The organism is Chryseobacterium sp. C-71 (assembly GCF_020911865.1).
GTDB lineage: Bacteria > Bacteroidota > Bacteroidia > Flavobacteriales > Weeksellaceae > Chryseobacterium.
The window spans coordinates 2,180,827-2,196,510 of record NZ_CP087131.1 but is presented as its reverse complement, the minus strand read 5'-3'; the positions used below and the strand labels follow the sequence as shown (position 1 = coordinate 2,196,510).

The window sequence follows — 15,684 nt, the reverse complement described above, 5'->3', positions numbered from 1 at the left end:
TTCATCATTATGCAATATCTTGACAATATTATTTTTCTGATTCTATTAGTTGCAGGTTTTGGGTTATTCGGGAAAAGCCTTTTTAAGATTTATAGAAATATCAGATTAGGAAGAGAAATCAACCGCAGCGACAGAAAACCTGAACGTTGGGAAACTATGGCTCGTGTTGCAATGGGTCAAAGCAGAATGGTGAAAAGACCTGTAGCAGGTATTCTTCACCTTTTTGTGTATGTAGGTTTTGTGATTATTAATATCGAATTACTCGAAATTATTGTTGATGGAATCTTTGGAACACATCGTTTCCTTGCAACGATTTTCGGACATACTTTCTATAATATTTTTACAGCAACTTTAGAAGTTTTAGCAATACTTGTAATCATTGGTGTTGTATTGTTTTTCATTCGAAGAAATTTCTACGGAGTTAAGCGATTAACAATGAAAGAACTTTTCGGGTGGCCAAAAAATGACGCCAACTGGATCTTGATCATTGAGTTTGCCTTGATGGTTGCTTTCTTTAGTATGAATTCTTCAGACTTAATCTTACAAAAGAGAGGAGTTTTAGCAGAACATGGTAGTTTTCCTATCAGTCAAATTACTTTAGTTCCATTTTTAGAAATTTTCAACTTCGACAGCGGGTTTTTGGTTTTTGTTGAAAGATTTGCATGGTGGTTTCACTTTGTGGGAATTTTGTTCTTCATGAACTATCTTTATTACTCTAAACATTTACACATCATTTTAGCGTTCCCAAGTACTTGGTACGCCAATTTAGATTTGTATGGAAAATTTAATAATTTAGATTCTGTTACTGCAGAAATCAAATTAATGATGGATCCAAATGCAGATCCTTACGCCGCTCCGGCAGAAGGTGCTGTTGCAGAAGCTCCTTCAAAATTTGGTGCTGAGGATGTTTTTGATTTAAATCAGGTTCAATTATTAAATGCCTATTCTTGTACAGAATGTGGTCGTTGTACTTCTGTTTGTCCGGCAAATATTACAGGTAAAAAACTTTCTCCAAGATTGATTTTAATGAAAACCAGAGATCGTCTGGAAGAAGTTGGAAGAAATATTGATAAAAACGGAAAGTTTGAAGATGACGGCAAGAAATTGCTGAACGATTATATCACAAAAGAAGAACTTTGGGCTTGTACTACTTGTAATGCTTGTACTGAGGCTTGTCCGGTATTGCTAGATCCGCTTTCTATCATTTTCGAAATGAGAAGATTCTTGGTAATGGAACAGTCTGCGGCCCCACAAGAGTTGAATCTGATGATGACCAACGTAGAAAACAATGCTGCACCATGGCAGTATAATCAGGCAGACCGTCTGAATTGGGCAAATGATTAATTATTTGTAAAAAGATTTAGTTAATTTATTTCCCGAAAATTTAATTAAAATTAATACAAAATACATTTTATAACAAAATGGATTTCACTATAAAAACAATGGCAGATTATGCTGCCGAAGGAAAATCGCCTGAAGTTTTGTTTTGGGTTGGCTGTGCCGGAAGTTTTGACGACAGAGCAAAAAAAATTACCAAAGCATTCTGTAAAATTCTGAATAAAATCGGGGTTGAATTTGCCGTTCTCGGACAGGAAGAAAGCTGTACAGGTGACCCCGCAAAAAGAGCAGGGAACGAATTTGTTTTCCAAATGATGGCAATGACGAATATTGAAGTTCTGAATGCCTATGATGTTAAAAAAATTGTAACGGCCTGCCCGCACTGCTTCAATACCCTGAAAAATGAATATCCAAATTTAGGAGGGAATTATGAAGTGATTCATCATACTCAATTTTTAAAACAATTGATGAATGAAGGAAGACTGAAAATTGAAGGTGGAGCTTTTAAAGGAAAAAAAATTACGTTCCACGATCCTTGTTATTTGGGAAGAGCAAATGGCGAATATGAAGCACCGAGAATGCTTTTAGAAAAGCTGGATGCCGAGTTGGTGGAGATGAAACGTTGTAAAACAAACGGTCTATGTTGTGGAGCAGGAGGTGCACAGATGTTCAAAGAACCTGAAAAAGGGAATAAAGACATCAATGTTGAAAGAACTGAAGAGGCGCTTTCGTTTGAACCTAAAATCATCGCAACGGGTTGTCCGTTTTGTAACACGATGTTGACGGATGGTGTAAAGCATTTCAATAAAAATACTGAAGTAGAAGTAAAAGATATTGTAGAACTTTTGGCTGAGGCTGAGGATTTGTAAAACTGGCCTTTTAATAAAATATAAAACTCAGGATTATTCTTGAGTTTTTTGTTTAAAAATATTGAATCAATAAAATTGCGTAATTTTACTCTTTAAAATGTATTGGAAATGAAAATTGAAGAATCAAATATAGTAGAAGCTGAAGACTACAGAGTCATTATATATCCTGCTTCAAGAGCTTTTACCACAAAAGAAGCAAAAGTTATTACAGAAAAGCTGTATGACTTTCTTGCAGGATGGGCAGCTCACGGAAAACCTCTTTCATCGTCTTTTAAAATTGAAAAAAATCAGTTCATCGTTATCTGTGTTGATGAGGAAAAGGAGATGGCATCCGGTTGCAGTATTGATGCTTTAGGCAAGATTATGAGAGAAATTGATGAGGAATATCAATTGGGATTATTTGACCGTATGAAAGCAAGCTTCATAGAAAAAGGTGAAGTAAAAACATTAAAATTAATAGACTTTAAAAATAAAATAAGAAGCGGAGAATTGTCAAAAGAAATTGAAGTTTTTGATTTTTCGAAAAATACTTATCTTGAGTTTTTAGGAAATTTTCTACTTCCTTTTAATAGAAGCTGGGCAGCCGGAATTAAATAATTATTTAATTTTTGTACAAAAGTTCATCATTTGAATTAAAATATTCAGCTGTAATACTATGAATAACGATAATGTTAAAGATTTCTACAATGATTTCGTAAACTACCAGACAAATTCAGGAATCAACGAAAGAATCTACACTTTATATAAAAAAATGCGATCTCTGAACCTTGTGTCTTCTTCAAATGTTTTGGAGCTGGGGTGTGGAATCGGCGTAATGACTAAATTATTATCCAATACGGTAAAAGAGGGATATATAGAAGCTGTGGATTTAAGTGATAAGTCAATAGAATTAGCAAAATCAAAACTTGAGAAAAAAAACATTTCTTTTTTTGTAGGTGATGTTGTACATTATATTCCCCAAAAAAAGAACTATGACTTTATAACTCTATTTGATGTTATTGAGCATATTCCGATAGAAAAGCATTTTGATCTTTTTAAAAATTTGGCAAAATTATCAGATGATAATACCAAGATAGTTATCAATATTCCTAATCCTGAGTTTATTGAGTACTTAACGAAAAATGATCCGTCATCTTTGCAAATCATTGATCAGCCCATACCTTTGAGAACTATTTTAACGAACGCCGAAACGAACGGACTTCAAATACTTAATTTCGATACCTATAGTATTTGGGTTGAAAATGATTATCAGTTTATAGTTATTCAGAAAAAAACAGATTATGATAAAATTTTTGTTAATGACAAACGAACGGTACTTCAAAAAATAAATCATAGACTAAATAGTCTTTATATACAATTTAAATATGGTGGTCAGTAAAATGCGCAGATTATGATTGTTTAGCCATATTAAAAATACATTTTTTAACTGATCATTAATGAAGCATAAAGTTTTATTTATTTCATCTTGGTTTCCGAATAAACTAGAGCCTACCAATGGAAACTTTGTGCAACGCCATGCAGAAGCGGCATCTTTAATATGCGATGTTGAGATTTTACATGCAATAGGAAACTTTCAGCAATCAGAAAAGTTTATATTTGATGACCAAGTCATTAATAATATCAGAACATTAATTGTTTACTATAAAAATTCAAAAAATCCTCTTCAGAATTTTTATAGAAGAATGATTGCTTATAAAAAAGGCTTCCATCAACTTCAATATCCAGATCTTATTCATGCAAATGTTTTGCATAACTCTATGTTTTTTGCTGTGTATCTTAAAAAAAAGTTTAAAATACCTTTTATTATAAGTGAACATTGGAGTGCCTTAAAAATAGAAAATCAATATAAAACATCTTTTATTATTAAATTAGTTGCTAGGTTGATTGGTAATCAGGCTTATAAGATTCTTCCTGTTACTAAGAACCTACAAAAAAGTTTAGAAAAATTAGGAATTAGAACCTCAATGGAAGTAATTCCGAATGTGGTAAATACAAATCTTTTTTTTCCTGCAAAAAAAAGTACAGAAAAATTTACCTTTATACATGTTTCAAATCTCACAGATAATAAAAGTGCAGATAAAATTTTAAATGTTGCTATTAAACTTTTAAAAAAAGGCTATTCTTTTAAACTGCAGATTGGTGGTGACGGCGACACTTCTGAATTAAAAAAAATAGTTAAAAATAACAACCTCGAATCTGTAATTGAAATTTTTGGAATTCAGACTCTTCCTCAAATTGCAGAAAGAATGCAGCGGTCTGATTGCTTTATTCTTTTTAGTGATTATGAAAACCAGCCATGTGTAATTGCAGAATCTTTTGCGAGCGGAATTAGAGTGATTTCTACCAATGTTGGCGGCATATCTGAGTTTTTTCCAGATGATTTTGGAATTTTGCTCGAAAATAAAGAAGAAGACTTACTTAAAAATGCTATGCTAAAAATGTTGATGAGTGAGAAAAAGCATGACCCTTTAACATTGAAAATCTACGCAGAAAAGACTTTCTCACAAGAGACAATCTCTGAAAATTTTTTAAAAATATATAATGAAACATTGAAATGAATCAGGGATTTTCAATTTTAATTAATAATAGCCAACCTCAGATTAAAAGTTTTTTTCAAAAAGAAACTTATGATTCTTTCTACGTTGAAACGCCAGAATATTATGTTATTCTTGAAGGTGTGGTTCTCAATAAAAAAGTATTGTTGAAAGATTCATTTACAAATGATTTCCCTCAGCTTTTTATCAGTACATATCATAAAGTCGGTTGGCGCGTATTGCAGGATCTTGAAGGCGAGTTCAGAGGTTGCATTTGGGATAAAAAAGAAAATAAAATCCTTGTATTTACGAATCCCACATCTAGTCAACGTGTTTTTTATTCAAAAATAGATTCACTTATTTTTATCGATTCAGATTTGGTGAGAATGAGTGAAACAATTAAAGAAAATAACATTTCTATTAGTCCTGATATTACCTCACTCTATCAAATTTTAGCAATTGGAAATTTATTAGAGAACAGAACTCCAATTGAAAATATATACAAAGTTTTAGATGGTCATTTTTTAACGATCGACTGTAAAACACAATCGATTATTGAAAGAGAATATTTTGATATCGCTCAAACAGAATATTTTTCAAATTCCAAAGAGGTGGCAGTAGATCAAATCCATGAAGTTTTTGCGGCTGGTGTAAAAATGGAATATGAAAAAGATTTAGAGTACAATACGTCACATTTGGCATTGTTGAGTGGCGGATTAGACAGCAGAATGGCAATGATGTATGCTATCAAAGAAGGTTTTGAAATTGGTTCAACTCTTTGTTTTTCTCAGTCAGAGTATCTTGATGAAAAAATTTCGAGAAAGATAGCTGCAGATTATGACTTAGATTATGAGTTTATACCGCTTGATAGTGGCTTATTTTTAAAAAAAATAGATGAGCTTACAAGAATCTCTGAGGGTTGTATACATTTTATAGGAGGTATACATGTAAGTCATGCAGTAGATAATTTGAAGTACAGAGATTTTTCGCTTTTTCACGGCGGGCAAATAGGAGATGGAATATTGGGAGGTTTCAATTCTGAACCCCGACGAAAATCACCTTCTCATTATAAGATTATTGTGAATTCAGATTTTCTTCCCCACATACAATCCAATATTGACTCTGTTTTAAAAAAACATGATCGTGAAGAAATCTTTTTACTAAAAAATCTCGCCTATAATAGGACAGTTCTGGGCTCGCAGGTTCTCCGGCAGAAAGCGTATATGGTATCACCTTACATGACCAAAGATTTTATGCAATTGTCTGTTAGCCTTCCTGAAGAGTGGAAGTTTAAGCATAAACTGTATCAACAATGGCTTTTAAAACATTGTAAAGAAGCATCTAAATACACTTGGGAAAGAACTTTAATGAAACCAGATGCTCAATGGAAAATAAGGTTTGGTGAGAAGTATTTGAAAGGTGCTCGTAAAGCTTTTTATCAGAAACTACTAAACAAGCCGAAAAAAACCAGTATGTATCCTTATCAGTTTTATTTTGATAATGATATATCTATACAGCGGTATTATTCAAATTATTTCACAGAAAATATTGATCGTCTGGAAAATTATATTGAATTGCAAAACGATGTGAAATCTCTCTTTAGTTCATCTTCATTTTTTGAAAAAGCCTACGCAATCAATATTTTATCTATTTTTAAGCTATATTTTTAAATGAAAAGCTTACTATTTTTCTTGCAAAACTTTCTTAAAAATGAGGGACATTATGTTTTGACTTCATTATTGATTGCTAAAATATGTGGACTTTTATCATCTCTTTTTATCATTAAAATACTCCCAACAGAAGATTTTGGTAAGCTGAGCATAGTTGCGGCGGTTTTTTCTATTTTATCTGCATGCAGTGGTTTTGGGAGTCATCAGAGTTTATTGAGATTCGGCTCTATTTCCGATCTGGAAGCAGAAAAGAATAGCCTATCTGCTTATCTTTTTAGAAAAGGGTTTTATTATCAAATTTTATTATCAATAATTTTTTTGATAGTCAGTTTTTTTTACATTACAAAATATGAAGATATTTTCTATATTTTTTTGTTTTTTTGTGTTCGTCTTATCGGCTTTTATTTTTTTACTTATGTGCAATCAGATCTTAGAGTGTATAATAAAAACAGAGAGTTTGCTAGGTTTAATAACTTTTTAAGCATATATGGGCTTTTAATTCTGCTAATTCTAACCTATTTTTTTCAATTGAAAGGGTATCTCATTGCGATGGCTTTTACTCCTTTTTTGTCTTTGTTTTGGTTGGAAAAATCAAGAATGAATACTGTAAAGTTGTCTGATAGTTTTAATTTGAAAGAAATTAAACAATACGGATTTAATACTTCTGCAACAACCTTACTCTCCGATGCTCTTTTTTCAATAGATATCATTATCCTAAGTTTTTTACTCAATGAAGATGCAGTGGCAGACTACCGAGTAGCTATTTTGATTCCTTCAAATGTTACATTTTTAGCATTGTCTTTTATGCAGAGTGATTTTCATACTTTGGCAAAGAACTATCAAAACCGCAGTTTTCTTAAAAGCTATATCATCGGATATTACAAGTTTTTTATTCCAATTTGTCTGCTTATCTTTATAATAAGTGCATTATTTAGTAAAGAAATTCTGATAGTAATATCCAAAGAAAAGTATGCAGAAAGTTCTTATGTGTTTGTGATTTTCATGGCAACTTTTTTAATGAATATTTTGTTTAGAAATCTTTATGGGAATCTACTATCTGCAATAGGTAAAATGTCTGTCAATACAAAAGGCTCGGTGATTTCATTCATTACACTTATTGTATTTTCTTTCTTTTTAGTTCCAAAGTATCATGTTTTAGGAATGGCAGTTTGTGTTTCTGTGACTTTATTAAGTTCGGGATTTTTCTATTTTTATCATTTTAATAAATATTTAAAGAATCTAAAATAATTATCTTTGCCATATGAAGAATCTACTTTTTGGAATTTTATTGGGATGTTTTGCGCTTATCAGTTGTACGAGTGATGAAGATTCTTTTCAAAAAATAGATCAGACGATTCATTTTTATATTGAGGATGTTGCGGGTAAAGATTTATTAATACCGAATACCATTGGGGCTTACACCTCTGTCTCTATGAACGATGTTTTGGCGGCAACAGACGTTGCGCCTGTGAGCTTTTCTCCGAAAACAGATCCGAATTCTAGAAATTTGCTTGAGTATGTTGCGGGAGCCACCAGACAATTACAAAGCGGAGAGGCTTCTGATGACAGAATTTATCGTTCCCGAATTCGGGTGGCACTCACCAAAAAGTTGACTGACTCTACTTTTGCGGAGCCTGTAAATGATACTTTAGAAATTCTTTACCATTGGACTCCGGAAGTTTTTTCGGTTTCTAAAGTTTCTTATAACAATTCTGAATTACCATTAACAAAAGATTCAGAAAATCGTAATGTGGTGAAAATCACAAAATAATATTTAAATTTGCATAAATCTGTTGGATGATGGAAGCGGAACGATAGAAAGTCCTGTAACACCCAACAACAAACATCTAACACCCAACAACATACAAAAATGTTACAAGTCAATTTTTTGCGCGAAAACAAAGAACGCGTTTTAGAAGGTCTTCAAAAAAGACAATTCAAGGGTCTTGAGTTGGTAGACGAAGCTATCGTTACTGACGAAGAGAGAAAAAGAATTCAGTTTGAATTAGATTCTCAACTTTCAGAAATCAATAAAATCTCCAAAGAGATAGGTATTCTGATGAAAGAAGGGAAAAAAGAAGAAGCTGAAGCCTCAAAATCTAAAACATCACAGTTCAAAGAGTCGAGCGCAGAATTGAAGTATCAATTGGAAGTTATCGAGAAAAAATTATTAGATATTCTGTATCAAATTCCAAACGTGCCTTACGAATTGGTAAAAGCGGGAGTTTCTGCAGATGACAACGAAATTATTTATCAGTCTCATGATGTGGAAGGTTTAGGAGAAGGTGCAATTCCTCATTGGGAATTGGCAAAAAAATATAATTTAATTGATTTTGAATTAGGTGTAAAAATAGCAGGTGCTGGTTTCCCTGTTTATTTTGGGAAAGGTGCGAGATTGCAGAGAGCTTTGGTTCAATATTTTTTAGATAAAAATGTAGATGCAGGTTATCTGGAAGTGAATCCGCCTCACGTTGTGAATGAAGCTTCAGGTTACGGAACAGGTCAGTTGCCTGACAAAGAAGGGCAGATGTACTACATCAATGCAGATGATGTGTATTTAATCCCAACAGCGGAAGTTCCGGTGACGAATTTATACCGTGATGTTTTGTTGGATGAAAAAGATCTTCCAATTAAAAACACGGCATTTTCTCAGTGTTACAGAAGAGAAGCGGGAAGTTACGGAGCTCACGTAAGAGGTTTGAACCGTCTTCACCAATTTGAAAAGGTAGAAATTGTAAGATTAGAAAAACCAGAAAATTCTTATGTCGTTTTGGAAGAAATGGTAGAGCATATCAAAGAAATCCTTACAGATCTTGAATTGCCTTACAGAGTTTTAAGATTGTGCGGTGGCGATACAGGTTTTGCTTCAGCAATGACGTATGATTTTGAAGTTTGGAGTGCAGCTCAGGAGAAATGGTTGGAAGTAAGTTCAGTTTCAAATTTTGAAACGTTCCAGGCCAACAGACTGAAGTGTCGTTACAAAGCTGACGGAAAAACTCAGTTAGTTCATACTTTGAACGGTTCTGCAATGGCTTTGCCGAGAATTATGGCAGCATTGCTTGAAAATAATCAGACTGAAGAAGGAATTAAGCTTCCAAAGAAAATCGCTGAGTATGCGAAGTTTGAATTGATTAATTAAAACTTAGATTTATATAATGAAACCACCGATTTTTCGGTGGTTTTTTTGTTTTAAAATCTATGTTTTAATTAAATTTTATTTGTGAGGGTTATTTTTTTTTGCTGATAATAATATGAAAGTTGAAACTAAATAATCAAATCCTCTCTTCTTTTTTTCCAACTTTCTAGAGTTTTAATAATTCTATGAATAAATACTTTTAGAAAATTTAATACGACATATCAATTTATTTTTAATTTAAAATTTTCAATTGCTATTTGCTATATATTCTTATATAATTCAAATTTTATAAAAATTATAAATTAATAATATTTTACTCGTGATTTTTGCAAATTCATTATTTTCAATGAATGGTGATGAATTTTGAGAATTTATTTGCAAATAATAGAAATATTTATATTTTTGCCATTACTATGTGATTCGTTACTCAAAAAAACTTACATAATGATCAATGATATTTCAAAGAAAATAATAAATATTAGTGAATTCAAGATTGAAGAACTTGAAGAAAGATTAGAATTAGGAAGCTGGGCTGGAGGAGATGGTGGAAATGGCGGAAATGGTGGAAATGGTGGAAATGGCTGTTGCAATAATAATAGTTGTGACTGTGGCGGAGGAGCAAACACTGGCGGAAATGGTGGAAATGGTGGAAATGCTGGAAGTGGTGGAAATGGTACTATTGGTACATCTACAACTACAATTGAACCCCAAAAACCAACAACATCAACTCAGTAGTATTCCGAAATAAACAAAATTTGTAAATATTCTTAACAATTATTAAAGAAATTAAAATTCAAGAATTAGAAGAAAGATTAGAATTAGGTATTTGGCTTGGTGGAGAGAGTTCATCCGGTGATTGTAATGCAACTGGTTGTGGCGGTAGTGATGGTGGTAGTGGAGAAGGAACTATTACAATAGGAGATGGAAATAGTGGGACATCGACTCCAACAACACAACAACCTACCACAACAATAGATTCTTCAAAATAAATATTTTAGAAACATTTTTTAACAATTAAATATATTAACTATTATGAAAAAAGAAATTAGAATTCAAGAATTAGAAGAAAGACTAGAATTGGGAAGCTGGGTTGGAGGTGATGGAGGTGATGGAGCTGCCGGAGGAAGCGGAGCTTCTGGAAGTGGTGGAAATGGTGGAAACGGTGGAAACGGTGGAAACGGTGGAAATGCTGGTGATGGTACTATTGGTATTAATGTTGGTGGAGGAACAAAGCCTTCAGTTCCAACAACTACAACTACAACTGTCGAACCTTCAAAATAAAATTTATAATTTTTAATTTTGACCACTTATTTTTAATAATAAGTGGCTTTTTGTATGAATATAGAAAGTCTAATACCTAATATACATAACTCTTTTTCTGTTGTTGAAAAAGAGAATGAAAATGTTTTATTAATAATTGAAATTGATAAAGTTCAACGAGCATATTTATATTGTGACTCTCAAGTACTTCACATAATAGAATATATTAACGGGAAAAATTCTATATCAAAAATCCAAGATAATTTAAAGCAAGACAAAGAAATTGATATATCATTAGACCAACTACATGAAATAATATTTAATAAATTAAAAAAGATAACATCAGATGAAATTCATATAAAGCCAAAAAACTCATATCTACTTTTAAAGTTCACATTGATTAAATCAAAATATGTTGAAGTCATTTCTAAATATTTATCATTCATATTTAAAAATAGGAACTTTGTAATAATTTCTTTTATTTTCAATATAATATTTTGTGTAGGTTTTATCTATAGTGGTGTGCATAATTTTAAGTTAGATTCTCAAAAAATATACATATTGCCCTTAACAATGGCAATAACATTATTATTTCATGAATTTGGTCATGCTATTTCCTGTCGTTCTTATGGGGCTAAACATGGCGATATAGGTTTTGGTTTTTATTTATTAACACCTGTTCTATATGCTGATGTAACTGACGTTTGGAAATTATCAAGAAAAGAAAGGGTTATTGTAGATATTGCAGGAATGTATAGACACTGTCCCATTAAGTGTGTAAATTAAAAAGTTAGGGCTTAGATTTATAATCTGAGCCTATTTTCAAAAATAAGCATAAATTGGTTTAAAATCAATCCCCAATTTTGGATGGGCATGGTCCATTTTTTAGTTGCTTCTTTCAATGCTAAATAAACAGATTTTATAACTGCATCATCTGTAGGGAAAGACATTTTGTTTTTGGTGTATTTTCGGATTTTCCCGTTTAGATTTTCAATTAAATTGGTCGTGTAAATTATTTTTCTAATCTCGATTGGAAACTCAAAAAAGACGGTTAATTCGTCCCAATGAGTTCTCCAGGATTGTATTGCATAGAGATATTTACTTTCCCATTTGGTTGCAAAGTCGTCCAAAGCTGCTTTTGCCGCTTCTTTTGTGGGGGCAGTATAAATGTGTTTCATATCTGCAGAAAATTCTTTCCTATCTTTCCAGACAACATATTTACATGCATTTCTAATTTGGTGAACTACGCAGATTTGGGTTTGAGATTGCGGAAAAACCGAGCGAATGGTCTGGGTAAATCCATTCAGATTATCGGTAGCAGTGATGAGAATATCTTCTACGCCACGAGCTTTTAAATCGGTCAGAACATTCATCCAAAAGCTGGAGCTTTCGTTCTTTCCGAGCCACATCCCGAGAACTTCTTTTTTACCTTCACGATTGAGTCCTACGGCTAAATAAATGGTTTTGTTGATGACCTTGGAGTTTTCACGAACCTTGAAAACAATCCCGTCCATCCAGACAATCAGATATACTTCATCCAATGGTCGGTTCTGCCAGGCAACCACTTCGCTGGCAACAGCATTGGTGATTCGTGAGATGGTGGAAGTCGAAACGTCAAAATCATACATTTCTTTGATTTGCTCTTCAATATCACTTACACTCATCCCTTTAGCATAAAATGAGATGATAATGTTCTCCAAACCATCGATGATATTGTGTCTCTTTGGAACTAATGCTGGTTCAAAACTGCCTTCCCTATCTCTGGGAACTTTTATTTCTGATTCGCCGAATGAGGACTTTATCCTCTTGGTTGCGTGTCCGTTCCGATAGTTTCCATTAATGGTTTTTTCGTGTTTTGAATTATCCAGATGGCTGTCAAGTTCAGCATCCAACATATGTTCTACTGCTTTTTTGTGCAGCTCTTTAAAGAATGAGGTTAAATCTTCCCCGTTCTTAAAGGATTTGTAGAAATCCTTATTGTTTAGTAAATCTTCTTTGTCGATCATAACTATGTAATGGTTAAAAATAATAAAAAGTTATTTCCGTAAAATTTTTTGAGCTATAAGGGCTCAAAATTTTACAGAATAACTTTTTAACTTACACAGTTAGTGAGATACTACCAATGTATATGGAAAGTTTGTTGGTATTGTTTTTAATTTTATTATATATTTTAACAAATAACCCGCTTTTCTATTATTGTTCATCTGTGATAGTATTCAATACGATAGTAAATATAAATCCATTTTTAAGATTTGATGGATATTGGATTCTTTCAGATATTACCAATACGTATAATCTAAGAGCAAAAGCCAATGAGCAACTATATAATTTTATATCATTAAAAGATGTAAAGATTAATGCTCACAAAGGATTTTTAATAGTTTACGGATTATTATGCAACCTATTTCTACTTTGGTTTTTGTATTATGTATCAAGATATATGTTTTTAGATTTATTTAAATTTCCTACTAATGTTTATTATTATGTAAAAAACTGGTTTTGGCAAAGCGAAAATAATATTACTTTTTGGCAAATATCATTGCCTCTAGCATTTTATTTTATTGTTTTTTCACAATTAAAATCTTTATCAAAGAATATTAAATTAAAATTGAAAAAAGAATGAAAATGAGTGAAACAGTCTGGACATTATCGAAATATATTGTTTCTACCGAATATGATGATGCAATAATTATCTTTTCTACCAAATTCGGAAAAATATTAAAAATATCTACTGCGGTTTGGCAATGTATATGTGTTGGAAATTTAGATAATTTACCAACAGAAATAAAGGAATCTCTAATAGCGAATCAAATTCTAGTATCTAATCAAAAGGATGAATTTACGGAAATATTAAATCAAAACGAAAGTGTAAATACTAATAATACAACTCTTTATGAAGTTATTCAGCCTTCTGCATACTGCCAGATGGGATGTTTTTATTGTGGGCAAAATCATCAAAACATTAATTTAAACAAAAAAAATATATTAAACATAGTTGATGCAATTGAGCGAAAAATAAAAATAAATAGTTTTACGGAACTTAGAATTGGATGGTTTGGAGCAGAGCCGCTGATTGGTATGAGTAGTATGTTTGAGATAACAAATCGATTAAAAGAGATTTGTGATAAAGCTAATATTATTTATAGTGCAAAAATTATTACAAATGGTTTAAAGCTGACTGAATCAGTTTTTCGTGATTTATATAATAAACTATTCGTAGACTTTATAGAAATCACAATAGATGGTGTTGAAAACGCTCATAATGGAAGAAGAAACCTGAAAAATAGTGATAAAGGAACATTTAAAACAATTATCAGGAATTTAGAGAATATTATTAAGTTAAAAGCTCAGGAAAACTATAACGTTGAAATAAGCATAAGATGCAATGTTGATAAGGAAAATCAAACTACGGTTATTCCTCTAATTGATTTTTTAAAAGAAAAAAATATTTTAAATAGTGTAAATTTCTATTCTGCAAAAATTCATGAATGGGGCGACAAAAGTAATGATGAAGTAATAGATTTCGATTACCCTAGCCAAGAAATATTTTGGTTTGAAAATTTAATAAAGAATGGTAAAGGTGTTTCTTTACTACCGAAGAGAGTTTATAATGTTTGTTTGGCAACTAATAAAAATTCATCTGTGTATGATGCATTCGGAAATGTATTTAAGTGTACAGAGGTTCCATATATTACAAACGATATCAAAATGATGATGGAGGGTTTTCAACTTATAATAATGAAAATATTCTACGTAAGTATTTTTCTTCAGAAAATTACTTTTCGTATGATGGGTGGACTCAATCTCATTTTTGTGTAAGCTCTGTTGCACTTCATGTACTTTATAAATATAAAGAGACATATAAAAGTGAATGGATGAAATTAAAAGATTTTATATCAAGTAGATTAGAGAATGATTTATTAGATTCATATTGGTGGACTAATGATATTTATAGTGTTTATTATATTTCCTCTATTTCACATGTTGTGGATTTTCCAGAGGGTCTTATTAAAAACAAATTAAAAAAAATATCTTTATGTCAAAATTCCAATGGTAGTTTTTCAGATTTTTTTGGAGAAAATTTATTTTATACTGGCTTAGCTTTAAAAAGTTTATCAACAGTTGATTCTTTTCAAAAGAATATTAAAAATGGAATAGATTATCTATTGAAAAATCAGTATAGTGATGGCTCATGGGAAAATAGTAACTCACTGAGGATTCCAAGACCAGAAATTACGATACCAGAAATTACTAAATTTGATAGTATTAAGACCTTTGGGACAAATGTCAGAGCTATGGAATTTAAAAGATTATTTACAACATCAGTGTGCTTAAATACTTTAAACAAATTAAAAAATATTATATAAAATGACTACAATTAAAATTGAAGAACTAGAAGAAAGATTAGAGTTAGGTTCTTGGAACTCTTCTAATGATGGAAATGATGGTGAAAAAGGAAAAGACGGTGAGAACGGAAAAGATGGTGAGAACGGAAAAGATGGTGAAAATGGTAAGGATGGCACACGTGGAGGTCGCGGAGGTGATGGAGGTCGCGGAGGTGATGGAGGTGGGGGAAGTAATGGAGGAAATGGAGGTAACGGCGGCAATGGAGGGAATAGTGGAAAAAAAGAATAATCTTATTTGTATGATTAAAGATTTTTTGATTCTACAAAAAACTAATTATTTCCATAAATCTGTTTACAATTAACTCATAAAGAATATATTTTTTTATTCTTTAATAATTTTATTTATTAAATGTCAATTATTTCCTTATTTAAAAATGTTGTTTTTTTATTGTCGATAATCATTAGTGTCAAAACTTATTCTCAAAGCATTAATAAATCTAATATTGAGTTTTTAATAAATATTTCTAACTG

At 31.5% G+C, this 15,684-nt stretch carries 17 protein-coding genes; 16 read left to right on the top strand and 1 reads right to left on the bottom strand.

Annotated features, from left to right (window positions below; translation table 11 throughout):
- The first annotated feature begins 9 nt into the window (after nt 1-9).
- From LNP04_RS10000 to LNP04_RS09945, 12 genes are all read left to right on the top strand, one after another.
- The gene (locus LNP04_RS10000) at nt 10-1,344 is read left to right on the top strand and encodes a (Fe-S)-binding protein (protein WP_229982829.1); all 1,335 of its coding nucleotides are present in this window, start codon (nt 10-12) and stop codon (nt 1,342-1,344) included.
- Between the two features lie 77 nt (nt 1,345-1,421).
- Nucleotides 1,422-2,207, top strand: coding sequence for a (Fe-S)-binding protein (locus tag LNP04_RS09995; RefSeq protein WP_229982827.1), 786 nt, complete (start codon nt 1,422-1,424; stop codon nt 2,205-2,207).
- A 108-nt stretch (nt 2,208-2,315) separates the two neighbouring features.
- Nucleotides 2,316-2,804, top strand: coding sequence for a hypothetical protein (locus LNP04_RS09990; RefSeq protein ID WP_229982826.1), 489 nt, complete (start codon nt 2,316-2,318; stop codon nt 2,802-2,804).
- A gap of 58 nt (nt 2,805-2,862) precedes the next feature.
- Nucleotides 2,863-3,585 carry a bifunctional 2-polyprenyl-6-hydroxyphenol methylase/3-demethylubiquinol 3-O-methyltransferase UbiG gene (locus LNP04_RS09985; protein ID WP_229982825.1) on the top strand — a complete coding sequence of 241 codons (723 nt, stop codon included), beginning with the start codon at nt 2,863-2,865 and terminating at the stop codon, nt 3,583-3,585.
- A gap of 58 nt (nt 3,586-3,643) precedes the next feature.
- Nucleotides 3,644-4,765 (top strand): glycosyltransferase family 4 protein, encoded by a 1,122-nt coding sequence (locus LNP04_RS09980; protein WP_229982823.1) that lies wholly within the window; start codon nt 3,644-3,646, stop codon nt 4,763-4,765.
- Nucleotides 4,762-6,411, top strand: a complete 1,650-nt coding sequence (locus LNP04_RS09975) for a hypothetical protein (RefSeq protein WP_229982822.1) — start codon at nt 4,762-4,764, stop codon at nt 6,409-6,411. The genes LNP04_RS09980 and LNP04_RS09975 overlap by 4 nt, the downstream gene beginning before the upstream one ends.
- A gap of 57 nt (nt 6,412-6,468) precedes the next feature.
- Nucleotides 6,469-7,659, top strand: a complete 1,191-nt coding sequence (locus LNP04_RS09970) for an oligosaccharide flippase family protein (protein WP_229982821.1) — start codon at nt 6,469-6,471, stop codon at nt 7,657-7,659.
- Nucleotides 7,660-7,672: 13 nt separating this feature from the next.
- Complete coding sequence (locus LNP04_RS09965; RefSeq protein WP_229982819.1) at nt 7,673-8,182, top strand: hypothetical protein; 510 nt, start codon at nt 7,673-7,675, stop codon at nt 8,180-8,182.
- A 99-nt stretch (nt 8,183-8,281) separates the two neighbouring features.
- Entirely contained in the window at nt 8,282-9,550 is a 1,269-nt protein-coding gene (gene serS, locus LNP04_RS09960) for a serine--tRNA ligase (protein ID WP_229982818.1), read from the top strand.
- Between the two features lie 441 nt (nt 9,551-9,991).
- Nucleotides 9,992-10,282, top strand: a complete 291-nt coding sequence (locus LNP04_RS09955) for a hypothetical protein (protein WP_229982817.1) — start codon at nt 9,992-9,994, stop codon at nt 10,280-10,282.
- A gap of 297 nt (nt 10,283-10,579) precedes the next feature.
- On the top strand, nt 10,580-10,828 hold the full coding sequence (locus LNP04_RS09950) for a hypothetical protein (protein WP_229982816.1): 249 nt from the start codon (nt 10,580-10,582) through the stop codon (nt 10,826-10,828).
- A gap of 54 nt (nt 10,829-10,882) precedes the next feature.
- Nucleotides 10,883-11,593 carry a hypothetical protein gene (locus LNP04_RS09945; protein WP_229982815.1) on the top strand — a complete coding sequence of 237 codons (711 nt, stop codon included), beginning with the start codon at nt 10,883-10,885 and terminating at the stop codon, nt 11,591-11,593.
- A 17-nt stretch (nt 11,594-11,610) separates the two neighbouring features.
- Here the strand turns inward: LNP04_RS09945 and LNP04_RS09940 are convergent, their stop codons facing one another.
- A complete protein-coding gene (locus tag LNP04_RS09940; RefSeq protein WP_229982814.1) occupies nt 11,611-12,813 on the bottom strand; it encodes an IS256 family transposase in 1,203 nt (400 codons plus the stop codon).
- 122 nt (nt 12,814-12,935) lie between these two features.
- Here LNP04_RS09940 and LNP04_RS09935 point away from each other — a divergent pair, with 122 nt between their 5' ends.
- The 4 genes from LNP04_RS09935 to LNP04_RS09920 are packed head-to-tail and all read left to right on the top strand — an operon-like array spanning nt 12,936 to nt 15,442.
- Nucleotides 12,936-13,430: a hypothetical protein gene (locus LNP04_RS09935; protein ID WP_229982812.1), complete on the top strand. Its 495-nt coding sequence runs from the start codon at nt 12,936-12,938 to the stop codon at nt 13,428-13,430.
- 2 nt (nt 13,431-13,432) lie between these two features.
- On the top strand, nt 13,433-14,626 hold the full coding sequence (locus LNP04_RS09930; RefSeq protein WP_229982811.1) for a radical SAM protein: 1,194 nt from the start codon (nt 13,433-13,435) through the stop codon (nt 14,624-14,626).
- 56 nt (nt 14,627-14,682) lie between these two features.
- Complete coding sequence (locus LNP04_RS09925; RefSeq protein WP_229982810.1) at nt 14,683-15,174, top strand: hypothetical protein; 492 nt, start codon at nt 14,683-14,685, stop codon at nt 15,172-15,174.
- A gap of 1 nt (nt 15,175) precedes the next feature.
- Complete coding sequence (locus tag LNP04_RS09920) at nt 15,176-15,442, top strand: hypothetical protein (RefSeq protein ID WP_229982809.1); 267 nt, start codon at nt 15,176-15,178, stop codon at nt 15,440-15,442.
- Nucleotides 15,443-15,684 lie beyond the last annotated feature (242 nt).